Raw genomic sequence first — 20,616 nt, 5'->3', positions numbered from 1 at the left:
AACTCCTCCAGGTGACCTCCCCATCAATACTCGATTTACCGTCCCGAAGCCGACGAAGGTGAAGCATAGCATCCGCCAGAACCCCAAGGTGGGTCTGCTTGGCCCAAAAAATCGGATACGCTCGTCTCTGAGTACACGCCTCATAGATGGCAGAACCGATTTTTCAGGAGAGTAATGGCATGCGCAAGGTCTGGATCGAGGCGGCGTTGAACGGCTCGTGGAGCCGCGCGCTCCAACCCGGCATTCCCGATACCGTTGAGACCATCATCGCCGAGGGCGTCGCCTGCGCGCGTGCCGGCGCCACCATCGTTCACGTCCATGCGTATGATGGCGGCGGCCCGCAGACCTATGACTGGCAGGTCTATGCCCGCATCATCGAGGGTATTCGTAACCAGGTCGATGTGCCGGTCTATCCCTCCTATCCGGCTTTCATAACCACAGGCAGCGACAGCAGCCCGCTCGCCGACGTCGCGGCCCGATTTGCCGACATCGAAGAACTTGCTGCGCGCGGCCTGCTGGATTTTGCCGTCATCGACCCCGGTAGCGTCAATTTGAGCCTGACAAAAATCACGGCGGCCACGCAGCCTGGCGGCACCTACATGAATCCTGAATCCCAGATCCGGTATGCGCTCGATTTCGCAGCACGCCACGGCCTGCATACCGATTTTGCCATCTACGAGCCCGGCTTCGCGCGTGCCGGCGCAGCGCTTTCGCGCGCGGCCGGCGTCAAGGTGCCGATCTATCGTCTCATGTTCTGCAATCTGATCGCGGTCGGCTTTCCGCCAAAACCATATGCGCTCGCTGCCTACCATGCGCTGTTGGAGGAGGAAGCGCCCGGTGCGCCCTGGATGATTGCGGGTGTCAGCGCCGATCTTCGCCCGCTGTTCGCGGAGACGATCGCGCGCGGCGGCCATATTCGCGTCGGCCTCGAGGATGCGCCGCTGGGAACAAAGGCGACCAATCTCGAACTGGTCGAAGAGGCGGTAAGAATGGTGCGCGAGCACGGCGCCAAACCGACCTCTCCGACCGAGATGCGGCAGGCGCTCGCCGCGTCGGCGTGAACGGCGGCGCTACTTCGCCAGCGCGCCCGAAAGCACCAGCTCCAACTCCTGCCTGACATCTTCGAGCGGCTGGACGCTGCGCGCGGCGCGGCACATGGCGACAGTGCCTTCCAGCGACGCGATAACGAGTGCCGCAAGCCGCCGGGCGCGCGCGGCTGTAACGCCCTCGCGCCGCATCGCCGCGATCATGATTCCCTGCCAGTCGGCGAACACGCCTTCGGCCAGATCGAGCAGGCGCTTTTGCGCGGCTTCGTCCGGCGCGCCGTCTTTCTCGGTCGCATCGTTGACATACTGCTCGACCGCTACCGCGAGCACCGGACAGCCGGCCTGGAATTTTGATCGCTCCAGCGTTTGACGCCACAGCGCGATGAAGGCGCGGAGCCCGCTGATCGCACCATGCTCCTGCGTTAGATGCCCGAGCGGTCCGCTGACCTGTCTGCCTGCAAAGACAAGCGCGTCCTCGATCAGTTGCTGCTTGCCGCGCGGAAAATGATGGCCGATCGAGCCGCGCGGCGTGCCGGTATGGCGGACCACATCGCGCATGCTGGTGGCATTGACGCCACGCCGGCTCATCAGGTCGGCGGCGCCTGCCACCATCTTGGCGCGGGTATTGGACGACATCGGAACTCCGCTTCGAGTCGCGCCATTGTAGAATATGACGCTTGACATAGCCAGCCCGATCTGGACTATGCCACCCGTCATAGTCGCCAGCCGGCAGGGAGGATGCACGATGACCGTTATCCATGTGATGATCCCGCAAGGGCGCTTGAACGCCGATCAGCGGCGCGTATTGGCGAAGACACTGACCGATGCCGTGCTGGTTCCGGAGGTCGGCAAGCTCGCGCCCGAGGCGCGCCGCGGCTATCAGGTGCATTTTACCGAGCGGCCGCTCGACATGATCGCGCACGGCGGAGAACTGCTTTCGGACAAGCCAAGCGACGTCATGGTGCTCGATGTCGTCGCGATGGACTGCTGCTGGACGCGCGAGGATCGCGCCACGGTGATCCGCAACATCCATGCGGCGCTCGCTGACGCCTGCGGCATGAAGGCGCCCTCGCCGGCCTGGTGGATCAATTTCCGTATCATCGAGGAAGGCAGCTGGGGTTCGCGCGGCGGCGTGCTGTCGTTCCTCGACCTGCTCGACCACGGCGCATCGCACTTTTCGCCGGAGCGCGCCGCGGCGATCCGCACCGCGCTTGCCGTCAAGTACGAGCGATAGCTTTCCGCGCGCAATCGCACCGACATTCGAGACATCCAGGATAAAGGAAACGAACATCATGAGCGCCGAAGGAAAAATCCGCACCGAAACCCATGATCGCGTGTTCAAGATCATCATCGACAACCCGGCGAAGAAGAACGCGTTCTCGCCCGCAATGATGGAGCAGTTGTCGGACGCGCTGACCGAGCTCCACGACAACGAGAGCCTTTGGGTCGGCGTCATCTGCGCCGAGGGAAAGGATTTCACGGCCGGCCTCGACATGCCGAAATTCTTCGGCCCCACCGCCGAGAAGCGCAGTATCAGGGAAGGCAATGTCGATGTGTTCGGCCTCGGCAAGCGCTGCAGGAAGCCGATCGTCACCGCCGTGCAAGGCATCGTCTTCACCATCGGCATCGAGCTGATGCTGGCGGGCGATATCGTCGTCGCCGCCGATGATAGCCGCTTCTGCCAGATGGAAGCCAAACGCGGCATTGCCCCGTTCGGCGGCGCGCATTTCCGCTTCCTGTCGCGCACCGGCTGGGGCAACGCGATGTATCATTTGTTCCTGTGCGATGAATTCACCGCACCGCGCGCCCGCGAGATCGGCCTGGTGCAGGAGGTGGTGCCGGCGGGCCAGCAGGTCGAGCGCGCGATGGCGCTCGCCACGATCATTGCGCAAAATGCACCGCTCGGCATTCAGGTCACCAAGGAAGCGGCCCTGAAATATGTCGAGCATGGCGAGAAGGCGGCGATCGCCTATATTCCAACCGTGCGCGAACGCGTGCTGAACAGCGCCGACGCGCGCGAGGGCATTCAATCCTTCATCGAGCGCCGCGCCGCGGTGTTTCGGGGGCGGTGAGGCCGACATGAAGAAAATTTCCGGAAAGCAGGAAGAACTGGCGGACCTGCTCGTCCGCGCCCGCCGCAATGCCTGTCAATTGTCCGCCCTGCCCGATGATCTGGTGCCGGCAAACGCCGCCGACGCCTACGCCGTGAACCAGATCGTTGCGGAGCGGCTCGGCTGGGAGCCGCTGGGCTGGAAGATTGCGGGAACGACGGAGGGAGTGAAAAGCAAGCTGCGGCTGGACGGGCCGATCTATGGCAGGACGTTTCGTCGCTTTGCCTGCACGTCTCCCGCGCGCTTCAAGGCCGGCGAGTTGCTCGATCCCCTGATCGAATGCGAATTCTTCGTAACACTCGCGCGCGATCTGCCGCCGCGAGAAAAACCCTGGACGTTGCCTGAAACCATCGAGGCAATCGGCGAGGTTCACGCCGGGATCGAAGTGGCGGAGTGCCGCTATGCGAGAAAAGCCCTGCCGCCGATGCCTGCCATTCTCGCCGACGGTAGCGCGTCGGGACGTTATGTCTTCGGCGACAAGATCGAGAACTGGCGCGAGAGACTTGCGTCGACGCCGGTTCGGGTCGAATTCGATGGCGTGCTGCGCCGCGAGGGCGTGGGCGCCGACGTCATGGGCGATCCGCTGCGGCCGCTGTGGTGGCTGGCCGAACAGCGCCGGCAATGGGGCGACGGACTTCGCGCCGGAGAGACGATCAGTACCGGCTCGATGACCGGCATGCTGCCGGTGCGCGGCGGTCAGCACGTACGCGCACGCTTCGGCGACGTGGCGACCATCGAGATCACGATTGATCTGTGACGGCGGCTTCTTACCAGGACGGCACCTGAACCAAACGTCAGGGCATGCGACTTAAACGCCGGGGACCGCATTTCACCCCGCCCGAGGGGTCGGGCGGATCGATCCGCCAGGCGCGGCGCGCTCCTTGAACCTCATCCGGTCAAAATCGATTTCAGCGCATCGCGCTGCTCGATGATGTAATCGAAGAACGCGGCAACGCGCGGCACGCGGCGGCTATCGGGATGCGTCAGCAGGCGCCAGCTTCGCGTCAGCTCCGGAATAGGGCCGAGCACGCGGACCAGATTCGGCTCGGCGTCGCCGAGCGCGGTCGGCAGCGGCCCCAATCCGGAGCCGGATTTCACGGCGGATACGAGTCCGAGCACGCTGTTGTTGCGGACCGGCATCCTGGCGTCGGGTGCGACCTCCTTCAGCCATTTCGCCGCGCGGTGACCAGCCAGCGTCTCGTCGAAGCCTATGAGAAGGTGCTGTGACAAATCCTCGACGCGGTCGGGCTTGCCGTGACGCTCGATATAGTCACGGCTGGCATAGACGGCCCAGAACGAATCCGCGATCTTGCGGCCGATCAGCTCGTCGTCGGTATCGCCCGAGCGGAAGGCGATGTCCACCTCCCCCTTCGACAGGTCGAGATAGCGGTCGCTGGTGATGAATTCGACGCGCAGATGCGGATGGCGAGCGTGAAACCGCTCGATCAGGCCCGACTGCGTCATGCGGATGACGATCGGCTCCGGACAGGTCACGCGGATCGTGCCCTTCATGTCCTGTTCGGCATCGCCTGCCCGCCGCTGGAAATCCCCGACCGCGGCCTCGATGCGTTCGGCAAAGGGTAACAGCGTGGTGCCGTATTCGGTCAGGCGATAGCCGCTCGCAGCCCGTGTCACCAGCGCCTGCCCGATCCGGCGTTCGAGCTCTTCGAGCCGGCGGTGCACGGTCGACTGGCTGGTGCCGAGCGCCTTGCCAGCAGCAATCGTGCTGCCATGGCGCGCAACGGCTAGAAAGTATTTCAGGTCGTTCCAGTCGAACATGCACCCATTATGCACTTTTGGAGCGGGGCCTAGCAATCTTGTGGCTCCCGCGGTGCCGCCATGCCGCCTTAAGCTTTTGCGCCGAAACAACGCGGCGATTGACGCACAAAGGAGCTTTGCATGCGCAGCCATCTCATTCCGGGCATCGCCCTGCTCGCCGGCCTCGGCTTTAGCAATCCAGCACTGGCGCAACAGCACGGCGCAGCAGCACCCAATATCGCCAAGCCCAACATGGTGCTGCAGCAGGTTGTCGAAGGACTGCCCACCGATGACAAGCAGACCGTGCGGGTCATGACGGCGACGTTGAAGCCGGGCGACAAGACCGTCTATCACACCCACCGCTTTCCGGTGACGGTCTACGTGCTGGAAGGCACCTTTACCCTCGAGCTCGACGGCCGCCCGCCGCTCACGGTCAAGGCCGGCGAAGCGCTGGTCGAGCCGCCCAAGGTGCCGATGACCGGCTATAACCGCAGCGCCACCGAGACGACCAAGGTCGTCATTTTCTACGTCAGCGCCAACGACACGCCGTTCCTCGACATGATGTCGCACTAGGAGAGGACCGCGCTCCGGCTCGCGTGCGGAGCGCCGCGAGCCGTGATTTGCGCGCCCTTTCCGGCAGGTGTAACTTTTGCTTCCGCCGCACCAGCGCGACCAACGGGAGCATTTCCATGCGCGCCGTCGTCCTGCTTCTTGCTTTTTTGCTCGGCCTCGCTGCTCCAGCCACGGCCGACGACGTCGCCGCTGCACAAAGCATTATCCGCGCGCAGGAGCAGGCGTTCAGCCGTAACGATGCCGCGGCGGCCTATTCGCATGCCGCGCCCGAGATCAAACAGCTCTTTCCGCAGGCCGACATCTTCATGCAGATGGTCGAGCAGGCCTACGCGCCGGTCTATCGCCACAAGAGTTTCGAATTCGGCGAGGCGCGCTCCGCCAATGGCCGGATCGCCCAGCGCGTCCACATCGTCGACGACAATGGCGAAGCCTGGGAGGCGATGTATACGCTGGAGCAGCAACCGGATGGCAGTTTGAAGATCACCGGGTGCTCATTGTTGAAGGCCGGGCAGTCGGCCTAATCTCCATCGCGCTAGAAGAATTCGCCCAGGAACTCCGCGGCCTGGTCCGAGATGCCGACGATCTTGTTCGTTGCCTGACGATAGAATTTGAAGCTGAGTTCGGTCTGGGGTTGACCGTCATTCCAGTCGCTGAATCGTTTGAGTTCGCTCCGCCCGAGCGGCCGCTTCGCGAGTGCAGTGCGTCTGATGGCGATGCTCACACGCGGTGTTTGCCTGACGACGCCGCGCCTCTTTGCAATCGCCTGGGCTGAGGTGACAATGCCGCGCGCGATGAGGCCTTGCCCGCCCTCGTTCTCGCTTGCGAACATAAAGACCGTGTCGCCTTTGGCGATATGTTTGCCGCCATACATCGTCTTTTGCGCGACGAACGAGAACGACTTGGCGCGCGGATCGTGGATTTCGGCTTTGATCGCGAACGGCATGATTTCCCTGCCAAGTTCCGGGATCGGCCTTACGCCATCGCCAGCCGTTGTCGCGCGCGCATCAACAGCAGCAGCATGATGCCGATATTCAGCGCGTTCCACGCCAGCCCGTTGGCGAAGGCCGCGCCGTAGGAGCCGTAGGCGTCAAAGATCGCGCCCGAGATCCAGCCGCCGAACGACATGCCCAACACGGAGGCGAAGATCACGATGCCTACGCGGGTCGCGGCCTCGGAGGCCGGCATCGCCTCGCGCACGATGATGGCGTAGCTCGGCACGATGCCGCCCTGGAACAGGCCGAACATCGCGGAGATGATGTAGAGCGAGGTCAGGCCGTCGAAGAACAAATAGAACAGCAGCGCGGTGCCCTGCGCCACCGAGCCGATCAGCAGCGTGCGTATGCCGCCGATCTTGTCGGCGAGGAAGCCCGAGCCGATGCGGCTGATGATGCCGAACCCCAGCATCAGCGACAGCATTTCGGCGCCGCGCGCCACGCCATAGCCGAGATCGCCGCAATAGGCCACGATATGAACCTGCGGCATCGCCATTGCCACGCAGCAAGCAATGCCGGCGAGCCCCAGGATCGCGGTCAACGCATTGGTGGAAAGGCGCAGGTCGACGCGCGGCGGGGACGCATTCTCGTGGTCGCGCTGCGCGCCGGCCCCCATCAGCATCCGCAAGGCGATCAGCGCCAGGGCCATCGCCACCGCCGTGAAGATGCCGATCGCGATGTGGGTGGCGCGCCACTGGTAGGTCTGGATGCCCCAGTTCACCAGCGGCGGCCAGATCGCGCCGCCGATGTAATTGCCGCTGGCGGCGATGGCGACCGCGAGACCGCGGTAGCGGTCGAACCAGTGCGAGGCCTCCGCCATCAGTGGGCCGAAGGTGGCCGAGGAGGAAAGCCCGATCGCGAAATGCACCAGGATGAATTGCCAGATCGAGGATGACATTCCCGCGACGACATAGCCTAAGCCCAAAATGCCGATGCCGAGCCCGATCGCGGTGACGATGCCGTAGCGGTCGGTGATCTTGCCGGTCAGCACCCCGCCGGAACCGAATCCGAGCATGATCATCGTGAACGCCAGCGAGGCGGTGCCGCGGCTCGCGGCGAACTCGGTCTGCACCACGGGAAGTGCGACCACCACCGACCACATGCCGACGCTGCCGAGCGAGCCGATCAGCACGGCGACGGCAAGCCGGATCCATGCCCGGCGCGAGTCGGGAACGAACAGGTCGGAATCTCGGGTGAAGTCGGAAGAAATTACCACGGCGCACGCAACTTCGTAGGCTATTCGCCTAACGTCAAGCCACAATGGCGCGATATTGGGCATGCAGATGTGATGGGGCAGCGCCCTCAGTGCCTTGGCGGAATCGGCTAACGGCATTAGTTTGCCGGTATGTTCGTTCGCTTGACGAGGCCGGTGCGCGCCAAGGCGGGGTGGTTTGTCGCCCTGATCTATCTGTTTTGCGTACTCGCGCCCGGCGTCGCGCTGGCGGTTGGCGATGCCGCGTCGTGCCTCGCGCATCAGTCCGGGATGGCGGCCGCCGCGCATGTGCATGACGGTGTTCAGCCGCAGCACCCGGCCTCGCACCAGCATCATGCGATGCAAGCGGATGAGCATGAGATGCATCGCGCCGATACCGGCAACGCCACGCAAGAGCACACGAAGCATCAGCACGACGGCAAGGGTTCGCCGGGACCGTGCTGCGCGATGCTCTGCCTTTCCGCGATCGCGGCCGATCTGCCCGCCATCGCAAAACCCTCGCCGCCGATCTCGCGCTGCGTCTTTGGGAATTTTCAGCACCTGCCGGGCAAGGCGCCCCCTCTGCTCTACCGCCCTCCCATCGCCTGACCTGACGTAACGAGACGGGCAGCCGCGGCTTGCGACAGCGCGCGCATGCCCGTGTCCGTCAGAGAGTTCAATCATGTCTGCGCAGTTGCGGCGTCTCGCGCCAATGCGCAGCGCATTCGAAAAAACACGAGAAGGAACATCGGATGAAAATCATTGTGACAATCCTGCTGGCGCTGTCAGCGCTTTCAGCCCTGCCGCGTCCAGCGCACAGCCATGAGCAGCACGCCCACCAAAGCCATGCGGCGGGCGAGCCCGGCGATCCCAAACAGCCTTCCCGCACCATCGAGGTCGGGATGAGCGAGATGGCCTACGCGCCCGCCCGCATCGAGGTGAAGCGCGGCGAACAGATCCGCTTTGTGGTCCGCAACACCGGCGCCGACGACCACGAATTCCTGCTCGCCACCACGGCAGAAAATCTAAAGCACGCCAAGGCGATGATGGAGAACCCGCATATGGCACATGACGAACCGAACGGCGTTCGGCTGGCGCCGAAGAAATCGGCCGAGATCCTCTGGAAGTTCACTCACGCCGGCACGTTCGAATATGCGTGCCTGATCCCCGGCCATCGCGAGGCCGGCATGGTCGGCCAGGTTCTGGTGAAATAAGTCCTGGTAAAATAAGTCCTGGTGAAATAGGTCCCGGTGAAATGAGTCATAGGTAAAGCGAAGGCGGCAAGCTGCGCAAAAGTACCTGTTTTCGTCACCCCTGATCCACTACAACCGGGCCCAATCCGAAAGCTGGGAAAGCGAGACCGCCGTGCAAAGGATCGAACACCAGGGTTTCCTGCTGCTGCTTGTCGCCGTCACGCTGGCGTTTGGCTGGGTGCTGTACCCGTTCTATGGCGCCGTTCTCTGGGCGATTGTCGTGGCGGTGCTTTTTGCACCGGTCTATCGCAGGCTGCTGCAATCGATGCAGGGCAGACCAAGCCTTTCGGCCGCCGTCACCGTTCTGATCATCATCGCCATGGTCATCCTGCCGCTGACAATGATCGCGGCTTCGCTGGCGCAGGAAGCGTCAAGCCTTTTCGCGAAGATCCAGTCAGGCGAGTACGATTTCGGCAGCTACCTGCAGCGGATATTCGACGCCCTGCCGGCCTGGGCCACCGGATTGCTCGAGCGGGCCAACCTCGCCGATTTTTCGGCGCTGCGCGAAAAGCTCGCTTCCGGCCTCATGAAGGGCGGGCAGGTTCTCGCCCCGCAGGCGCTGAGCATCGGCATGAACACGTTCGATTTCGTGATCCGCCTCGGCATCATGCTTTATCTGCTGTTCTTCCTGCTGCGTGACGGCCGGGCGTTGGCCGAACGGATCAGGGACGCCATTCCGCTGCGCGGCGAGCAGAAGGCGGCGCTGTTCGCCCGGTTCGCCGACGTCGTTCGCGCCACCGTGAAGGGCGGCATCCTCGTCGCGATGGTGCAAGGCACGCTCGGCGGCATCGCATTCTGGTTTCTCGGAATCCACGCCGCGCTGCTATGGGCCGTGCTGATGGCGTTCCTGTCGCTGATCCCTGCGATCGGCGCCACGCTGGTCTGGCTTCCGGTTGCGATCTACTTCCTGGCGACCGGCGCCATCTGGCAGGGCATCGGATTGATCCTGTATGGCGTGCTCGTCATCGGACTGGTGGACAATCTGCTGCGTCCGTTCCTGGTCGGCAAAGGCTCCAAGCTGCCGGACTATATCGTGCTGATCTCGACGCTCGGCGGCATCGAAGTGTTCGGCCTGAACGGCTTTGTCATCGGCCCGTTGATCGCGGCGATGTTCATGGTGAGTTGGGAAATCTTCGCCGTATCGCGGCAGGCGCCAGCGGATGACGCCGCCGGCAACGCAGCCCCGTAGGATGGGTAGAGCGAAGCGAAACCCATCAATAGGCTGCCAACGGCAATGATGGGTTTCGCTGCGCTCTACCCATCCTAGACACACTCCTGTGTACACTAGTGGACTGACTTCCCATCCAGGGAGGTCTAAACTCAACCATCACCGCACCGCCCCGTGGCAGCTATCGGTGAGGAGAACGCTAGCCGCGCTCCCGCCTTCTCACATGGAGTAGCGCCGTGCAGAAACGACGCCGCGTAAAACAAACCTCGCCCCTGGATCAACGCCTGATCGATCAAGCGCAACGCCTGCGAAAAGAGGCGCGAGGCACCCCGCCTGGCATTGAGCGCGAGCGGCTGCTCCGCAGAGCGCGACAGGCTGAAACGGCTGTCCACATGGAGCAATGGCTTACGCCGTCCGGTCCGCGAGCGCCGAACTGAGAATTTCTCTCGGCGGCGTTTGGTCCCGTGCTGCCTCCTGCAGGCACCGCTTCATCGGGATGCGATCCGCAGCAAAAGTGCTTTCTCGGGCGGACCTTCCGATTTCAATCCAGGCGTTCCCAGCGCAAACGCGGTCACGAGCAGCAGAATGCTCGCGCAGATGATATGCAGACAGAAGCGATCCATCGGCGTTAACAAGCGAGTGTGCTGCCCGTTCCGTGGGAACCAGTGATTGTGCCAGTGATTGTGCAGGTGTCCTGATTATCGCGGGAACCTACCCCAGTTCAAAACTGGTAACGCCGAACACCCGCTCCAGCCGCAGCGGCGGGATCGCGCCGGTATACATGCGGGCCGTCTCGAACACCGGCGCTAATCCAAAATCCTGCGCCAGCGCGGTCGCCTCGCGGTTGATGCCGGGCACGTCGAGAAAAATCTCGCCGCCGCCGACCTTGGCGAGCAAGGCGGTCAGGACCGCTTCGGCGATGGCGCGGCCGTCGGCCACCAGCGGGCCGATCTTAAAACCCTTCCGGCACGGACGGATCACACCCCAGCCGGCAAGCCGGCCATCCCGCACGAGCGCGCAACCGGCGTGACCGGGCGAACCGATCCAGGCGCGCAGAAACGCAGATCGCGGCGCGGGAAACACGGTAGCGTCGTCCGCCTCGACAGCCGCGAACGGAACATCGGACAGCGCAATGATTTCAGCCCGCGGCGCGGCGGGGGCCGCAACCGTGCCGCCGTAACGGATGTTGGCGTAAGCGAGCGCGAACCCGGACTTTCGATAATTGTCCTGCTGCGCCGTCACGCCATCGAGCCCGATCACGCGCGCGCCGGCGTGCGCGATCGCCGCATTCCATATCCGCAAGCCGAAACCCCTGCCGCGCAAATCCGCTCGCACGATGTAAAAGCCGAGAAAGGAAAACCTCGCACCGTAATTGACGCAGGAGACCATCGCCGCAGGCGCGCCATCGAGTTCGCCGATGAAAAAGCCTTCCGGATCGACGGAAGCAAAGCACGCGTCGTCGGCAAAGCCCGGATTCCAGCCCTCTGTCGCGGCCCAGTCCACGGCCAACGAGATTTCGTCCGGCCGCATCGTTCGAATGGTGAAGGCGTTCATGGCGGGCGGTCCTCCCGGATGCGTGTCTTCAGCCGTCAAGAGTAAAGCGACGACTTGTCCGCCGTAGCTCGCCAGAGCGAAGGTGGAAGCAGCCTGCGGAAATTACAATTGTGGGACGGGTGTAGTTGATTGCGCTCCGTCAGCGTCCTCGCGATGCAGATGTGCACAGTCCAGAAATGGCACACTTCTTCGCGAAGAATATCATTGCGCCCTGCGAATTGTTTAGCGAAAATTAATCATATGCTGGCTGGCGGGGCTGCATTGTTGGAGGCGACACACATGTACCGATCATCGCTCACGCTGGCCTTTGTTGTGCTGTACTCGGCGGCCGGCGCGGCAAGCGACCTGTCATCCGTCTACGTGGCGCCGGGCGGAATCTACGCACCTTCCGCAAACGTCTATGTGCGTCCGGGACCAGCCCATCGGCAATCGCCCTACGCGGAACCCGGTTACGGTTACGGATATCGGGCCCCTGCATACCGCGCACCGGCGGCGGTCTATGGCGAGTACGGACCCGCCTACGCCGCGCAGCCGGTCTATGTCGACCGCGCGCCCGCTTATCCCGAGCGCTACTACGCTCCCGAGCGTCACTACGCTCGCGAGCGTTACTCCGCGCAGGAATACGACTATGCGCCGGAATATGCACCGCGGCCGCCGCTGCCCGTGCCCTACCGTGCGCGGGCACGATGCGACGACGGCTATGGCAGGTGGGCCTACTGCGAATAAGGCCGCCGTCACCGCGCGGGATCAGGACCGCAGGGCGGATGAGCGATAGCGTAATCCGCCGTCCAACCGGCAAAAGGTGGATTACGCTGTCGCTAATCCACGCTAGGGACTGCGAGCAATCCTTGATCAGTAAGTAGGATCGGTGGAGCGGCTTGTCCGCCGTAGCTCAAAGAGCGAAGGCGGAAGCGATACCCATCACCCTTCCGCGCACGCGATTGATGGGTTTCGCTTTCGCTCTACCCATCCTGCGGGACTGCCCAGCAGCCGAAAGCGATTTGAGCGCATTTCCAAAATGGAACTCACCTGAAGGTGCGCTGGTTAAGCGTTGGAGCTGTTGGACAATAACGCTTATCCAGGGAGACGCGACATGGCGGTCCATTTCAACCACACCATCCTGTCGGCACGCGACAGCAAGGCCTCGGCGAAATTCCTCACCGAGATGTTGAACCTTCCGGCCGCGAAGCACTGGGGGCCATTCGAGATGGTCATCACCGAGAACGGGGCCTATCTCGATTACATGGACACCGACGAAATCGCACCACAGCATTACGCGTTTCTGGTCAGCGAACCCGAATTCGATGAGATTTTCGGTCGGGTCCGGGAACGCAATCTTGCGTACTGGGCCGATCCGGCGCGGAAGCAGCCGGGCGAGATCAATCGCCACGATGGCGGACGCGGTGTCTACTTCGAGGACCTCAACGGTCACCTCCTTGAAGTCATCACCCGCCCCTATGGCAGCGGCGGATGGAATCCGTGAAGCCGGCGGCCAGGCACGCCGCTTGAGCCGCCAAGCTCCGCTGGTTTCGAACAAGGCAGCCATCGGCTACCGTAAGGGATCAGGCGGGGAGTGCATCGTGAATCCCGACGCTTTCGCGAGTGACACAGTACGATTTGGCTCGCTTTGGGCGATTGGCATGGCAGCCCTGAGCCTGTCTGCGGTTCGACGACAGCAACATATCCTGCCACCATCGGGCCAGGCCGCGGCCGCGCATTTGACCTTGGTGGCCCGGCTCCCTCAACAAGCGACCTCCGGGATCGACGAGATCCTGGCAGACCTCAGGCGGCGCGATCCTTCACACCACTATTACCCCACCGATGCCATTCATGTGACGATTCGAAATTTCGACAGCATGAACGACGTCGATCGCTCGCAGTTACGCGCGCAACTCCGGCATTGCATCGGTTCGCTCCGTCCCTTCACCTTGCGGGCACGAGGCCTGGGTGTTTCCCCCAATTCAGTTTTTGTGCAGCTCTTTCCTGAAGATCGCTCACTGTGGGAATTGAGACGCAAGCTTGCATTGCCGACCCGGGACAGTTTTCACGCACGGGCAATGGACTCGAGCCGGGTTCGCGACCTTCTGTTTCGCAGGCTCGCATTTGCGAATCTGATCCGCTTTTCGGGCCCGATATCTCTTCCGTTCATTCGCGAAATCGCACGCCATCGTACGACCAGCTTCGGCGGCTTATGCGTGGAAGCCCTCGAACTTGTGCAAACGGACAGGCTGTTCTCCGCAGCCGGCACGACAACGATCGATCGGATGCCGTTGGCTAGGTAGCAACTCAGGCGGGCATGAAAGTCTTCGGCCTGAGCGATTTTGTCATCGCCCGCCGATCGCGAAGATGTTCATGGTGAGCTGGGTGATAGTCGACCCGGCTCTTCATCTTCGACATTTGCCACTTTATCCCGAAACTACCATATGTTATGGTAAGCGGCTCGCACCGGGTGTATCCTCCAAGGTCCAGGAGGCGAAATATTTGCAATTGATTGTAACCTGGGGCGCCGCTGGATCATAGGATCGGCGGCCTTTCGCTAGGCTGAAGAGCCATGACACATCACGATGTCCCCTTCGTGGTCTCGCTAATCTGGCTGGTCGCGCTCAGCGGCGGACTGATCGCCCTGCTTTTTGAGTGAATGTAGCCCGGGGAAGTTACCAGGCCTCATGGCGCGTTTACGCCAGCAAGGCTGGCCTGCTTATCAGCGCTCGCATCGCACATCGCTGCTTCAAATTGTCATCGAACGCGGCGTCGTTCAGACGCGTCCCGCAGAATTGCGGTGACCTTGCGGTCCAGGACTTCAAGACGGCTGCGAAGCTCCAGCTGTTCGTCCGATATGACGCGCTTAACGGTGACTTCAACGATAATAGACAACACGTAACAGACGAATGCTGCCGCAAGAATCGAGGAGATTAGCGGTCGAAAGTCAGGAGCCACGTTCCAAACAACAAGACCCGTGACGGCGGCCGCCATCCAGATGACGACCTTGAAAAATGTTTTCATTAAAGTGCTCCGGCAGAAGCCCGTGCCGTCCACTTCCAATTGCCACTTCCAATTTCCCTGCCTCCAATAAGGCAGCACAGGAACAATCGATTTTCAGGGCCGCAGTTCCCTTAACTAAAGCAGCGCTCCGCTGGAACAAATTGGGCAAGGGCCGACAGAAACGACTGCGGTAGCACGCTTGCACGCAAGACCATTTCTGGATGCGTTTTTCTGCGGTGCGCAGAGCCAACTCCTTCGATCCTCCGGCCTTTGCACTTATTCCCAGCGGATCGCCATCTCGCTCGTCGGGCCCCATCCGAGGCTCTCGTAAAGCGGACGGCCCTGCCGCGTCGAATGAAGGAGCGCATAGCCAACGCCGAGTTCGCGAGCTCTCTCTTCGGCCAGCGCCATCAACCGCCTGGCCAATCCCCTGCGGCGGTGCTCAGGCTCCACGAAGACGTTGAGGATGTAGGCGCGGCGATGGTCGGCCGGATGGCTCGGATGCGGCGGCCAGTCGATCACCATCATGCCGAGACCCGCGATCACGACCCCGGCGTCTTCGAGCATCCAGCCAAAATAGCTGCCGTCATCGAGCAGCGGTGAAAGCCACCGCTCGAAGGCCACAGTCATCGGCCGCAAGGCTTCGCGCGTGCGGCCGGACTCGGCGAACATTCGCTCGCGATGCTCGCAAATCAGTTTGAGATCATGCTTCGCAACAGCTCTTGCCGTGATGGTCATGAGCGCAGTCCCCAAGTAGCGCGCAGGATCGGCGGAGCGAAACCCGCCAACACCATGCGCAGGCGCATTGATGGGTATCGCTTCGCTCCACCCATCCTTCGGGCTGCCGTTACGCAGTCTTAGGCCGCCTCGGATGCATGAACCAACGCCCCCAACGATGCCAAGGTAGCCCGAATGTTATCTCTCCGCGACCTGAGGCTCCGCGCCAACACCGGGTACGTTGGGTCAGACAAGTCGCGAACACCCGCGCGCGTCTCTTCGTGCTCGATGTCAACGGCGAGTAGCTCGATCGATCGCAACAGGTTTTCGATCAGTGTCGCGATTTGAAACCTGTTCGCCGCTGCGGTTTCCCGGAGCGTTTCAATTTGAGATGAGTTTGCCATCGGTAGCCTCCGCCGGTCAGTTTCAGGACGCGCTCACGCACATTCGTGTGTAGAGCAAGGAGGGTGCCAGTAAGCGACGAGACCCCCCGTAGTTTTCCGGCCCGGACATCGTTCCAGTTCAAACACTGTTGCTGTGAGTTCGGCAGCGGCGGCGGCTTTAAGCCGAGGAACGCGACAACGAAAGCGGCTCAACAGCTCGCAGGATGGGTGGAGTACCCACCCTCTATTCCATTCAACAAGTCTGATGGGTTTCGCTTCGCTCTACCCATCCTACAAACTGACGCTTGATGGCCTGAGAGTTCGCCAAAGAGGCAATCGTCGCTCCCAACAAGGTACGATGATTCCGACGGTCGCGCCGATCGTCGCGAACCTTGTTCAGTTTGCAATTCGCGACTCTCGATTTGGAGGTTCAACTACGTGCCCGGCGGGCGCGGCCCTTGAAATTGGATTCCGCACTTCTTGGCGATAGAGGCTTGCTCAACGGCCACCATTTGCCCCTTCATCTGGGACAGTTCCGCTGCCGTCTGTTTGTCACCGCCGACGAAGAAAGCTGCCGGCCAAAAGATCACGATGGCGGCCGCGGTGGCGAAGACGCGCAGCCCGCCAGCGCGGCGCCTAGCACCACGATTCCCAGATTTCGCATTCTTGAACCCCAGCCCGGCTGCCATCCAAGCGCAACCAACGGTAGAGAGCAAGCCCGTAGCTATACGGGCGTTCCCTGAGAGGAGATGGATTTCAGCGCCAGTGGATAGTTGTCGGCGAAGTGCTTCCAGTAACGTCTGGCCGATCATCGGAGATGCGCCAAGCTGCCACTCCGACGCATACGGTAAGCGTCAGCGCCGTCACGAGAAGGAACATAAAAGAAAACTGGCTCATGCCTTGGCCCCGCAAACCAAGCTGAATTTTGGATAAGCGATCATGGTTCACCGAGTCGGAAAATGCAGCCGGGCTGACCTAAAGCGGTTTTGCGGTGGACAATGATCGGGGACGAGCCGAGCCCGGCAGGGCGATGCGCGATGAGACGAATATCTTGAACCCGATCAACGTGATTTGCCCGGTCCACTCCTCGCCGCAAAAATATACTTCTTCTCGCCTCCCCCAAATCAGCCCTACAACTCCGCCCGTTCCGGCCCGCCAAGAGGGGCGTATCGCGATCGTCACGGACGTGGGTCGGAATGCGGTGGACGCGGCAGCGCCCGCTGCGCTGATAAGATCGCAGGGCGGGCTTTAGCTCGTGAGCGATCGGCGGCGCGGCAGACGAACGACGCTGAAGCGTACGGCAAAACCGTGTGGTCCTGGCGCCCGTGGCTGGCGTCAAGTCGGCGGAGGTGTTGCGAGCCCGACCGGGCTTGCCAACACCGTCAATTCGCCGATGACGGAGGCAAAAGGAATTCGTCTCCGGGGAGAGCTCGGCATAAGCCGTAAAACCATTGCGCAGGGGATGCCGGAGTGCTCCGGCTGTACCTGTATGCTCGTGTGCGCCTCTACCTCCATCTCTTGCACACGAGACCGCGGGTGCAGCAAGCACCCGGCATTCCCTGCGCCCTCTCGTTTGGGCGAAACGGTTGGCAAAGCCCGGGCGAAACGCGCCGCGGGAATGCGGAGGTGTGTTCTCTCCCCGTCATTGCGAGCGCAGCGAAGCAATCCACCTCTCCGCGTGGGGATAGATGGATTGCTTCGTCGCTTCGCTCCTCGCAATGACGGCTCTGGCGGCGGGGGCATGCGGGTGAGACTGACAGCGGCCCGAAATACGGCCCGCACCACCCCCCGTTAACCCTTTGCTAACCATACACCCGGCAAGAATTGCCGAGTGAAGTCGAGTGTCGTCGGCCGCGTAGAACGGGAGGAACCCCGTGGACGCCAGTGCGGTGCCTCACTTTCGGACCGGCGGCCCTTCGGCCGCCGCGCAGACGTTTGGCGCCCGCGGGCGTCAATCGCGGGGGGAAGCGGCTACCATGGTCGATGTCACGGCGGGTCAGGGCGGCGCAGGCGAAAGCGGCAAGTTTCCGAGCCTCGGCGAAATCGGAGATATCTTAAAGCGCGGCGATCTGGCGCTGGCGTTCGGCGTCCTCACCATCCTGGTGGTGCTGATCCTGCCGCTGCCGGCGATCGTCCTCGATCTGTTTCTGGCGATCTCGATCACGGTGTCGATCCTGATCCTGATGACGGCGCTGTTCATCCAGGCGCCGCTGGAATTCTCGGCGTTTCCGACCGTGCTGCTGATCTCGACCATGCTGCGGCTGTCGCTCAACATGGCCTCGACCCGCCTGATCCTGTCGCACGGCCATGAGGGCACGGCGGCGGCCGGCCACGTCATCGAAGCCTTCGGCAATTTCGTGATGAGCGGTAATTTCGTGATCGGAATTATCGTGTTCGCGATTCTCGTGATCGTGAACTTCGTCGTCATCACCAAGGGTTCGGGCCGCATCGCCGAAGTCGCCGCGCGGTTTCAATTGGACTCGATGCCCGGCAAGCAGATGGCGATCGACGCTGATCTGTCCGCCGGCCTGATCGACGAGGCGACCGCGAAAGCACGCCGCAAGGCGCTGGAAGACGAAAGCGGCTTCTTCGGCGCGATGGACGGCGCCTCGAAATTCGTCCGCGGCGACGCCATCGCAGGGCTCCTGATCGTCTTCATCAACGTCATCGGCGGCATCATCATCGGCGTCGCCCAGCAGGGCATGAGCTTTGGCGACGCCGCCCGCACCTACACCATCCTGACGGTCGGCGACGGCCTGGTAACGCAGGTGCCGGCGCTGATCGTCTCGACCGCGGCGGGCCTCCTTGTGTCGAAGGCCGGCATCACCGGTTCGGCCGACAAGGCGATGATGAAGCAGCTCTCCGGTTACCCGCAGGCGCTCGGCATGTCGGCCGGCGTGATGCTGGTGCTGGCGCTGCTGCCGGGCATTCCGATGCTGCCCTTCCTCGCGCTCGGCGGCGGTGCCGCGGCGCTGGCCTGGAAGGCGCGGAAACGCAACGGCGCCGTCAGGGAAGCGGAAGCGGCCGCAGCGGCAGCGCCCGAACTCGCCGCCGCAGCCGCCCAGGCCGCGGCCGAAGAGCCGATCGCCACCGCGCTCAAGATCGACGACCTCAAGATCGAACTCGGCTATGCGCTGCTGCCGCTGGTCAACGGTCCCGACGGCACCGACCGCCTGACCGAGCAGATCAAGGCGCTGCGCCGGTCGCTCGCCATCGAAATGGGCTTTGTGATGCCGGCGGTGCGCATCCTCGACAACGTCCAGCTCGAGGCCAACACCTACGTCATCAAGATCAAGGAAGTGGACGCCGGCTCCGGCAAGATCTGGCCGAACCAGTTCATGGTCATGGACCCCGCCGGCAACCAGGTCGGCGTGCCCGGCATCCATACCGTCGAGCCGACGTTTGGACTGCCGGCGACCTGGGTCGACGCCGCGCTGAAGGAAGAGGCGTCGCTGAAGGGCTACACGGTGGTCGACGCCGCCACCGTGCTGTCGACACATCTGACCGAGCTGCTCAAGAACAACATGAGCGATCTTTTGTCCTATGGCGAGGTGCAGAAGCTCTTGAAGGACCTGCCGAAGGAACAAGGCGAGCTGGTCAAGGATATCGTGCCGAGTTCGGTCACGGTCTCGGGCATCCAGCGCGTGCTGCAGTTGCTCTTGGCCGAACGGATCTCGATCCGCGATCTCTCCACCATTCTCGAAGGCATCGCCGACGCGCTCGCCTTCTCGCGGCACCCCGCCACCATGGTCGAGCACGTCCGCGCCCGGCTGGCGCGGCAGATCTGCGCGCAGAACACCACCTACAACGGCTACCTGCCGCTGATCGCGCTGTCGGCGCGCTGGGAGATGGCGTTTGCGGAATCGATCGTGGGCACCGGCGAGGAACGCAGCCTCGCCATGCAGCCCTCAAAGCTGTCGGAGTTCATGACCTCGGTCCGCAACGCCTTCGAGCAGGCCGCCCGCGAAGGCGAAGCGCCGGTGCTGGTCACGTCGGCGGCGATCCGGCCGTTCGTCCGCTCGCTGGTCGAGCGCTTCCGCTCGCAGACCACCGTGCTGTCGCAGGCCGAGATCCACCCGCGCGCGCGGCTGAAGACGGTGGGAAGCGTCTAGGCGGAACGCAAGTCGCCCAGGCAAATCAGCGGCGAAAAGGCGAAGCTTTTTCGCCACATGCAAATGGTTTGTCGAAAATGGCCGATCCGGCACCATTCGGCATCGAGAAGTGCGAAGTCCATTTAAGCTATTATAGAAGCTGAATATTTATTCATTTCCGGCGATCGGCACGGCGATTCCAATCGCGGCCGTTCAAGTCTTTTCACCGCCTTGTGATTGCCACTTGGGAACTATTCCCGGGATTCCTACGTTTGCTGACGCGAGACGTTGAACCGCCCTGTGAATGGCATCGACGAATTTGCAGGACGGAAGGCGGCAGGAGACTTCCATGAACCACTCGATCTACAGCGCAGATCGCACGACCCATCTCAAGATCGTGGTCGTGGCTTTGGTTGCAGGTATCGTGGTCGCCGGTTTCAGCATCTCCGCGCGCACGACCTCGGATGAAGGTCTGACCCAGACCGCGAGCACGCGCGTCATGAAGGCCGGTAAGCCGGTCGTGATTACGAGTTCAGGCAACTCTGTCGTACGCTAAAGGAGAATTCACGGAATTCACGTGGCTCTTACAGCCCCCCAAAGTCGCCACGTGGATAATTAAGACCCCAACTACCCCCAAGTTGACTACGAAAACGCCCGCTCCCCACGGGCGTTTTCTTTTTGTCGGACTAGTGTCCGGTGTGCCCATCACCGCCCGTCGAACCGTCGCCGCCTGTCCACGGCTCGCTTGAATCTCCGCTCCGTGTGACCTTCGTGCCTTGGCGAAATGCGTATCCGA

Annotated in this window: 22 protein-coding genes; 14 read left to right on the top strand and 8 right to left on the bottom strand. The window is 62.5% G+C overall.

Annotation, left to right across the window (positions count from 1 at the left end):
* The first annotated feature begins 179 nt into the window (after window positions 1-179).
* On the top strand, window positions 180-1,061 hold the full coding sequence (locus IVB05_RS06645; protein WP_247783618.1) for a 3-keto-5-aminohexanoate cleavage protein: 882 nt from the start codon (window positions 180-182) through the stop codon (window positions 1,059-1,061).
* 9 nt (window positions 1,062-1,070) lie between these two features.
* On the opposite strand, the gene IVB05_RS06640 is transcribed toward IVB05_RS06645, so the two are convergent.
* The gene (locus tag IVB05_RS06640; protein WP_247783617.1) at window positions 1,071-1,682 is read right to left on the bottom strand and encodes a helix-turn-helix domain-containing protein; all 612 of its coding nucleotides are present in this window, start codon (window positions 1,680-1,682) and stop codon (window positions 1,071-1,073) included.
* Window positions 1,683-1,791: 109 nt separating this feature from the next.
* On the opposite strand from IVB05_RS06640, the gene IVB05_RS06635 reads away from it, so the two are divergent.
* The 3 genes from IVB05_RS06635 to IVB05_RS06625 are packed head-to-tail and all read left to right on the top strand — an operon-like array spanning window position 1,792 to window position 3,914.
* Window positions 1,792-2,280 carry a tautomerase enzyme gene (locus IVB05_RS06635; RefSeq protein ID WP_247783616.1) on the top strand — a complete coding sequence of 163 codons (489 nt, stop codon included), beginning with the start codon at window positions 1,792-1,794 and terminating at the stop codon, window positions 2,278-2,280.
* 58 nt (window positions 2,281-2,338) lie between these two features.
* Entirely contained in the window at window positions 2,339-3,118 is a 780-nt protein-coding gene (locus tag IVB05_RS06630; RefSeq protein ID WP_247783615.1) for a crotonase/enoyl-CoA hydratase family protein, read from the top strand.
* A 7-nt stretch (window positions 3,119-3,125) separates the two neighbouring features.
* Entirely contained in the window at window positions 3,126-3,914 is a 789-nt protein-coding gene (locus tag IVB05_RS06625; RefSeq protein ID WP_247783614.1) for a hydratase, read from the top strand.
* Window positions 3,915-4,045: 131 nt separating this feature from the next.
* Here IVB05_RS06625 and IVB05_RS06620 read toward each other — a convergent pair whose 3' ends face one another.
* Window positions 4,046-4,936, bottom strand: a complete 891-nt coding sequence (locus IVB05_RS06620; RefSeq protein WP_247783613.1) for a LysR family transcriptional regulator — start codon at window positions 4,934-4,936, stop codon at window positions 4,046-4,048.
* Window positions 4,937-5,056: 120 nt separating this feature from the next.
* Between IVB05_RS06620 and IVB05_RS06615 the strand changes: the two genes are divergently transcribed.
* Together IVB05_RS06615 and IVB05_RS06610 are read left to right on the top strand one after the other, a co-directional pair.
* Window positions 5,057-5,488: a cupin domain-containing protein gene (locus IVB05_RS06615; RefSeq protein ID WP_247783612.1), complete on the top strand. Its 432-nt coding sequence runs from the start codon at window positions 5,057-5,059 to the stop codon at window positions 5,486-5,488.
* Window positions 5,489-5,604: 116 nt separating this feature from the next.
* Window positions 5,605-6,009, top strand: coding sequence for a DUF4864 domain-containing protein (locus IVB05_RS06610; protein ID WP_247783611.1), 405 nt, complete (start codon window positions 5,605-5,607; stop codon window positions 6,007-6,009).
* Window positions 6,010-6,020: 11 nt separating this feature from the next.
* Here the strand turns inward: IVB05_RS06610 and IVB05_RS06605 are convergent, their stop codons facing one another.
* The gene (locus tag IVB05_RS06605) at window positions 6,021-6,431 is read right to left on the bottom strand and encodes a hypothetical protein (protein ID WP_247783610.1); all 411 of its coding nucleotides are present in this window, start codon (window positions 6,429-6,431) and stop codon (window positions 6,021-6,023) included.
* Between the two features lie 29 nt (window positions 6,432-6,460).
* Complete coding sequence (locus tag IVB05_RS06600) at window positions 6,461-7,696, bottom strand: MFS transporter (RefSeq protein WP_247783609.1); 1,236 nt, start codon at window positions 7,694-7,696, stop codon at window positions 6,461-6,463.
* A 129-nt stretch (window positions 7,697-7,825) separates the two neighbouring features.
* Between IVB05_RS06600 and IVB05_RS06595 the strand changes: the two genes are divergently transcribed.
* From IVB05_RS06595 to IVB05_RS06585, 3 genes are all read left to right on the top strand, one after another.
* Window positions 7,826-8,281, top strand: coding sequence for a hypothetical protein (locus IVB05_RS06595; RefSeq protein WP_247783608.1), 456 nt, complete (start codon window positions 7,826-7,828; stop codon window positions 8,279-8,281).
* A 143-nt stretch (window positions 8,282-8,424) separates the two neighbouring features.
* A complete protein-coding gene (locus IVB05_RS06590) occupies window positions 8,425-8,886 on the top strand; it encodes a cupredoxin family protein (protein ID WP_247783607.1) in 462 nt (153 codons plus the stop codon).
* 151 nt (window positions 8,887-9,037) lie between these two features.
* Window positions 9,038-10,114, top strand: coding sequence for an AI-2E family transporter (locus IVB05_RS06585; protein WP_247783606.1), 1,077 nt, complete (start codon window positions 9,038-9,040; stop codon window positions 10,112-10,114).
* Between the two features lie 690 nt (window positions 10,115-10,804).
* Here IVB05_RS06585 and IVB05_RS06575 read toward each other — a convergent pair.
* Complete coding sequence (locus tag IVB05_RS06575) at window positions 10,805-11,647, bottom strand: GNAT family N-acetyltransferase (protein WP_247783604.1); 843 nt, start codon at window positions 11,645-11,647, stop codon at window positions 10,805-10,807.
* Between the two features lie 279 nt (window positions 11,648-11,926).
* On the opposite strand from IVB05_RS06575, the gene IVB05_RS06570 reads away from it, so the two are divergent.
* The 3 genes from IVB05_RS06570 to IVB05_RS06560 all read left to right on the top strand — a co-directional run bounded on the left by IVB05_RS06570 (window position 11,927) and on the right by IVB05_RS06560 (window position 13,929).
* Entirely contained in the window at window positions 11,927-12,373 is a 447-nt protein-coding gene (locus IVB05_RS06570) for a hypothetical protein (protein WP_247783603.1), read from the top strand.
* 367 nt (window positions 12,374-12,740) lie between these two features.
* Complete coding sequence (locus tag IVB05_RS06565; RefSeq protein ID WP_247783602.1) at window positions 12,741-13,130, top strand: VOC family protein; 390 nt, start codon at window positions 12,741-12,743, stop codon at window positions 13,128-13,130.
* 157 nt (window positions 13,131-13,287) lie between these two features.
* Window positions 13,288-13,929, top strand: coding sequence for a hypothetical protein (locus tag IVB05_RS06560; protein WP_247783601.1), 642 nt, complete (start codon window positions 13,288-13,290; stop codon window positions 13,927-13,929).
* 454 nt (window positions 13,930-14,383) lie between these two features.
* On the opposite strand, the gene IVB05_RS06555 is transcribed toward IVB05_RS06560, so the two are convergent.
* The 3 genes from IVB05_RS06555 to IVB05_RS06545 all read right to left on the bottom strand — a co-directional run bounded on the left by IVB05_RS06555 (window position 14,384) and on the right by IVB05_RS06545 (window position 16,418).
* Window positions 14,384-14,650 (bottom strand): hypothetical protein, encoded by a 267-nt coding sequence (locus tag IVB05_RS06555; protein WP_247783600.1) that lies wholly within the window; start codon window positions 14,648-14,650, stop codon window positions 14,384-14,386.
* Window positions 14,651-14,905: 255 nt separating this feature from the next.
* Complete coding sequence (locus tag IVB05_RS06550) at window positions 14,906-15,367, bottom strand: GNAT family N-acetyltransferase (protein ID WP_247783599.1); 462 nt, start codon at window positions 15,365-15,367, stop codon at window positions 14,906-14,908.
* Window positions 15,368-16,163: 796 nt separating this feature from the next.
* Window positions 16,164-16,418, bottom strand: a complete 255-nt coding sequence (locus IVB05_RS06545; protein ID WP_247783598.1) for a hypothetical protein — start codon at window positions 16,416-16,418, stop codon at window positions 16,164-16,166.
* A 1,185-nt stretch (window positions 16,419-17,603) separates the two neighbouring features.
* Here IVB05_RS06545 and flhA point away from each other — a divergent pair.
* Window positions 17,604-19,841: a flagellar biosynthesis protein FlhA gene (flhA, locus tag IVB05_RS06540; protein WP_247783597.1), complete on the top strand. Its 2,238-nt coding sequence runs from the start codon at window positions 17,604-17,606 to the stop codon at window positions 19,839-19,841.
* A gap of 328 nt (window positions 19,842-20,169) precedes the next feature.
* Window positions 20,170-20,376 (top strand): hypothetical protein, encoded by a 207-nt coding sequence (locus IVB05_RS06535; protein WP_057834980.1) that lies wholly within the window; start codon window positions 20,170-20,172, stop codon window positions 20,374-20,376.
* The last annotated feature ends 240 nt before the right edge of the window (window positions 20,377-20,616 follow it).

This window comes from Bradyrhizobium sp. 170, from assembly GCF_023101085.1.
Classification (GTDB): Bacteria; Pseudomonadota; Alphaproteobacteria; order Rhizobiales; family Xanthobacteraceae; genus Bradyrhizobium.
The sequence above is the reverse complement of the archived record's forward strand: the minus strand, read 5'-3'. Positions and strand labels throughout refer to the sequence as shown.

Bases quoted from the DNA above. Each gene is read 5' to 3' on its own strand.
- IVB05_RS06565 (WP_247783602.1), top strand. From the start codon at position 12,741: ATGGCGGTCCATTTCAACCACACCATCCTGTCGGCACGCGACAGCAAG.
- IVB05_RS06610 (WP_247783611.1), top strand. From the start codon at position 5,605: ATGCGCGCCGTCGTCCTGCTTCTTGCTTTTTTGCTCGGCCTCGCTGCT.
- IVB05_RS06635 (WP_247783616.1), top strand. From the start codon at position 1,792: ATGACCGTTATCCATGTGATGATCCCGCAAGGGCGCTTGAACGCCGAT.
- IVB05_RS06550 (WP_247783599.1), bottom strand. From the start codon at position 15,367: ATGACCATCACGGCAAGAGCTGTTGCGAAGCATGATCTCAAACTGATT.
- IVB05_RS06605 (WP_247783610.1), bottom strand. From the start codon at position 6,431: ATGCCGTTCGCGATCAAAGCCGAAATCCACGATCCGCGCGCCAAGTCG.
- IVB05_RS06555 (WP_247783600.1), bottom strand. From the start codon at position 14,650: ATGAAAACATTTTTCAAGGTCGTCATCTGGATGGCGGCCGCCGTCACG.
- IVB05_RS06590 (WP_247783607.1), top strand. From the start codon at position 8,425: ATGAAAATCATTGTGACAATCCTGCTGGCGCTGTCAGCGCTTTCAGCC.
- IVB05_RS06575 (WP_247783604.1), bottom strand. From the start codon at position 11,647: ATGAACGCCTTCACCATTCGAACGATGCGGCCGGACGAAATCTCGTTG.
- IVB05_RS06625 (WP_247783614.1), top strand. From the start codon at position 3,126: ATGAAGAAAATTTCCGGAAAGCAGGAAGAACTGGCGGACCTGCTCGTC.
- IVB05_RS06620 (WP_247783613.1), bottom strand. From the start codon at position 4,936: ATGTTCGACTGGAACGACCTGAAATACTTTCTAGCCGTTGCGCGCCAT.
- IVB05_RS06645 (WP_247783618.1), top strand. From the start codon at position 180: ATGCGCAAGGTCTGGATCGAGGCGGCGTTGAACGGCTCGTGGAGCCGC.
- IVB05_RS06630 (WP_247783615.1), top strand. From the start codon at position 2,339: ATGAGCGCCGAAGGAAAAATCCGCACCGAAACCCATGATCGCGTGTTC.
- IVB05_RS06570 (WP_247783603.1), top strand. From the start codon at position 11,927: ATGTACCGATCATCGCTCACGCTGGCCTTTGTTGTGCTGTACTCGGCG.
- IVB05_RS06560 (WP_247783601.1), top strand. From the start codon at position 13,288: ATGGCAGCCCTGAGCCTGTCTGCGGTTCGACGACAGCAACATATCCTG.
- IVB05_RS06545 (WP_247783598.1), bottom strand. From the start codon at position 16,418: ATGGCAGCCGGGCTGGGGTTCAAGAATGCGAAATCTGGGAATCGTGGT.
- IVB05_RS06615 (WP_247783612.1), top strand. From the start codon at position 5,057: ATGCGCAGCCATCTCATTCCGGGCATCGCCCTGCTCGCCGGCCTCGGC.
- IVB05_RS06535 (WP_057834980.1), top strand. From the start codon at position 20,170: ATGAACCACTCGATCTACAGCGCAGATCGCACGACCCATCTCAAGATC.
- IVB05_RS06640 (WP_247783617.1), bottom strand. From the start codon at position 1,682: ATGTCGTCCAATACCCGCGCCAAGATGGTGGCAGGCGCCGCCGACCTG.
- IVB05_RS06595 (WP_247783608.1), top strand. From the start codon at position 7,826: ATGTTCGTTCGCTTGACGAGGCCGGTGCGCGCCAAGGCGGGGTGGTTT.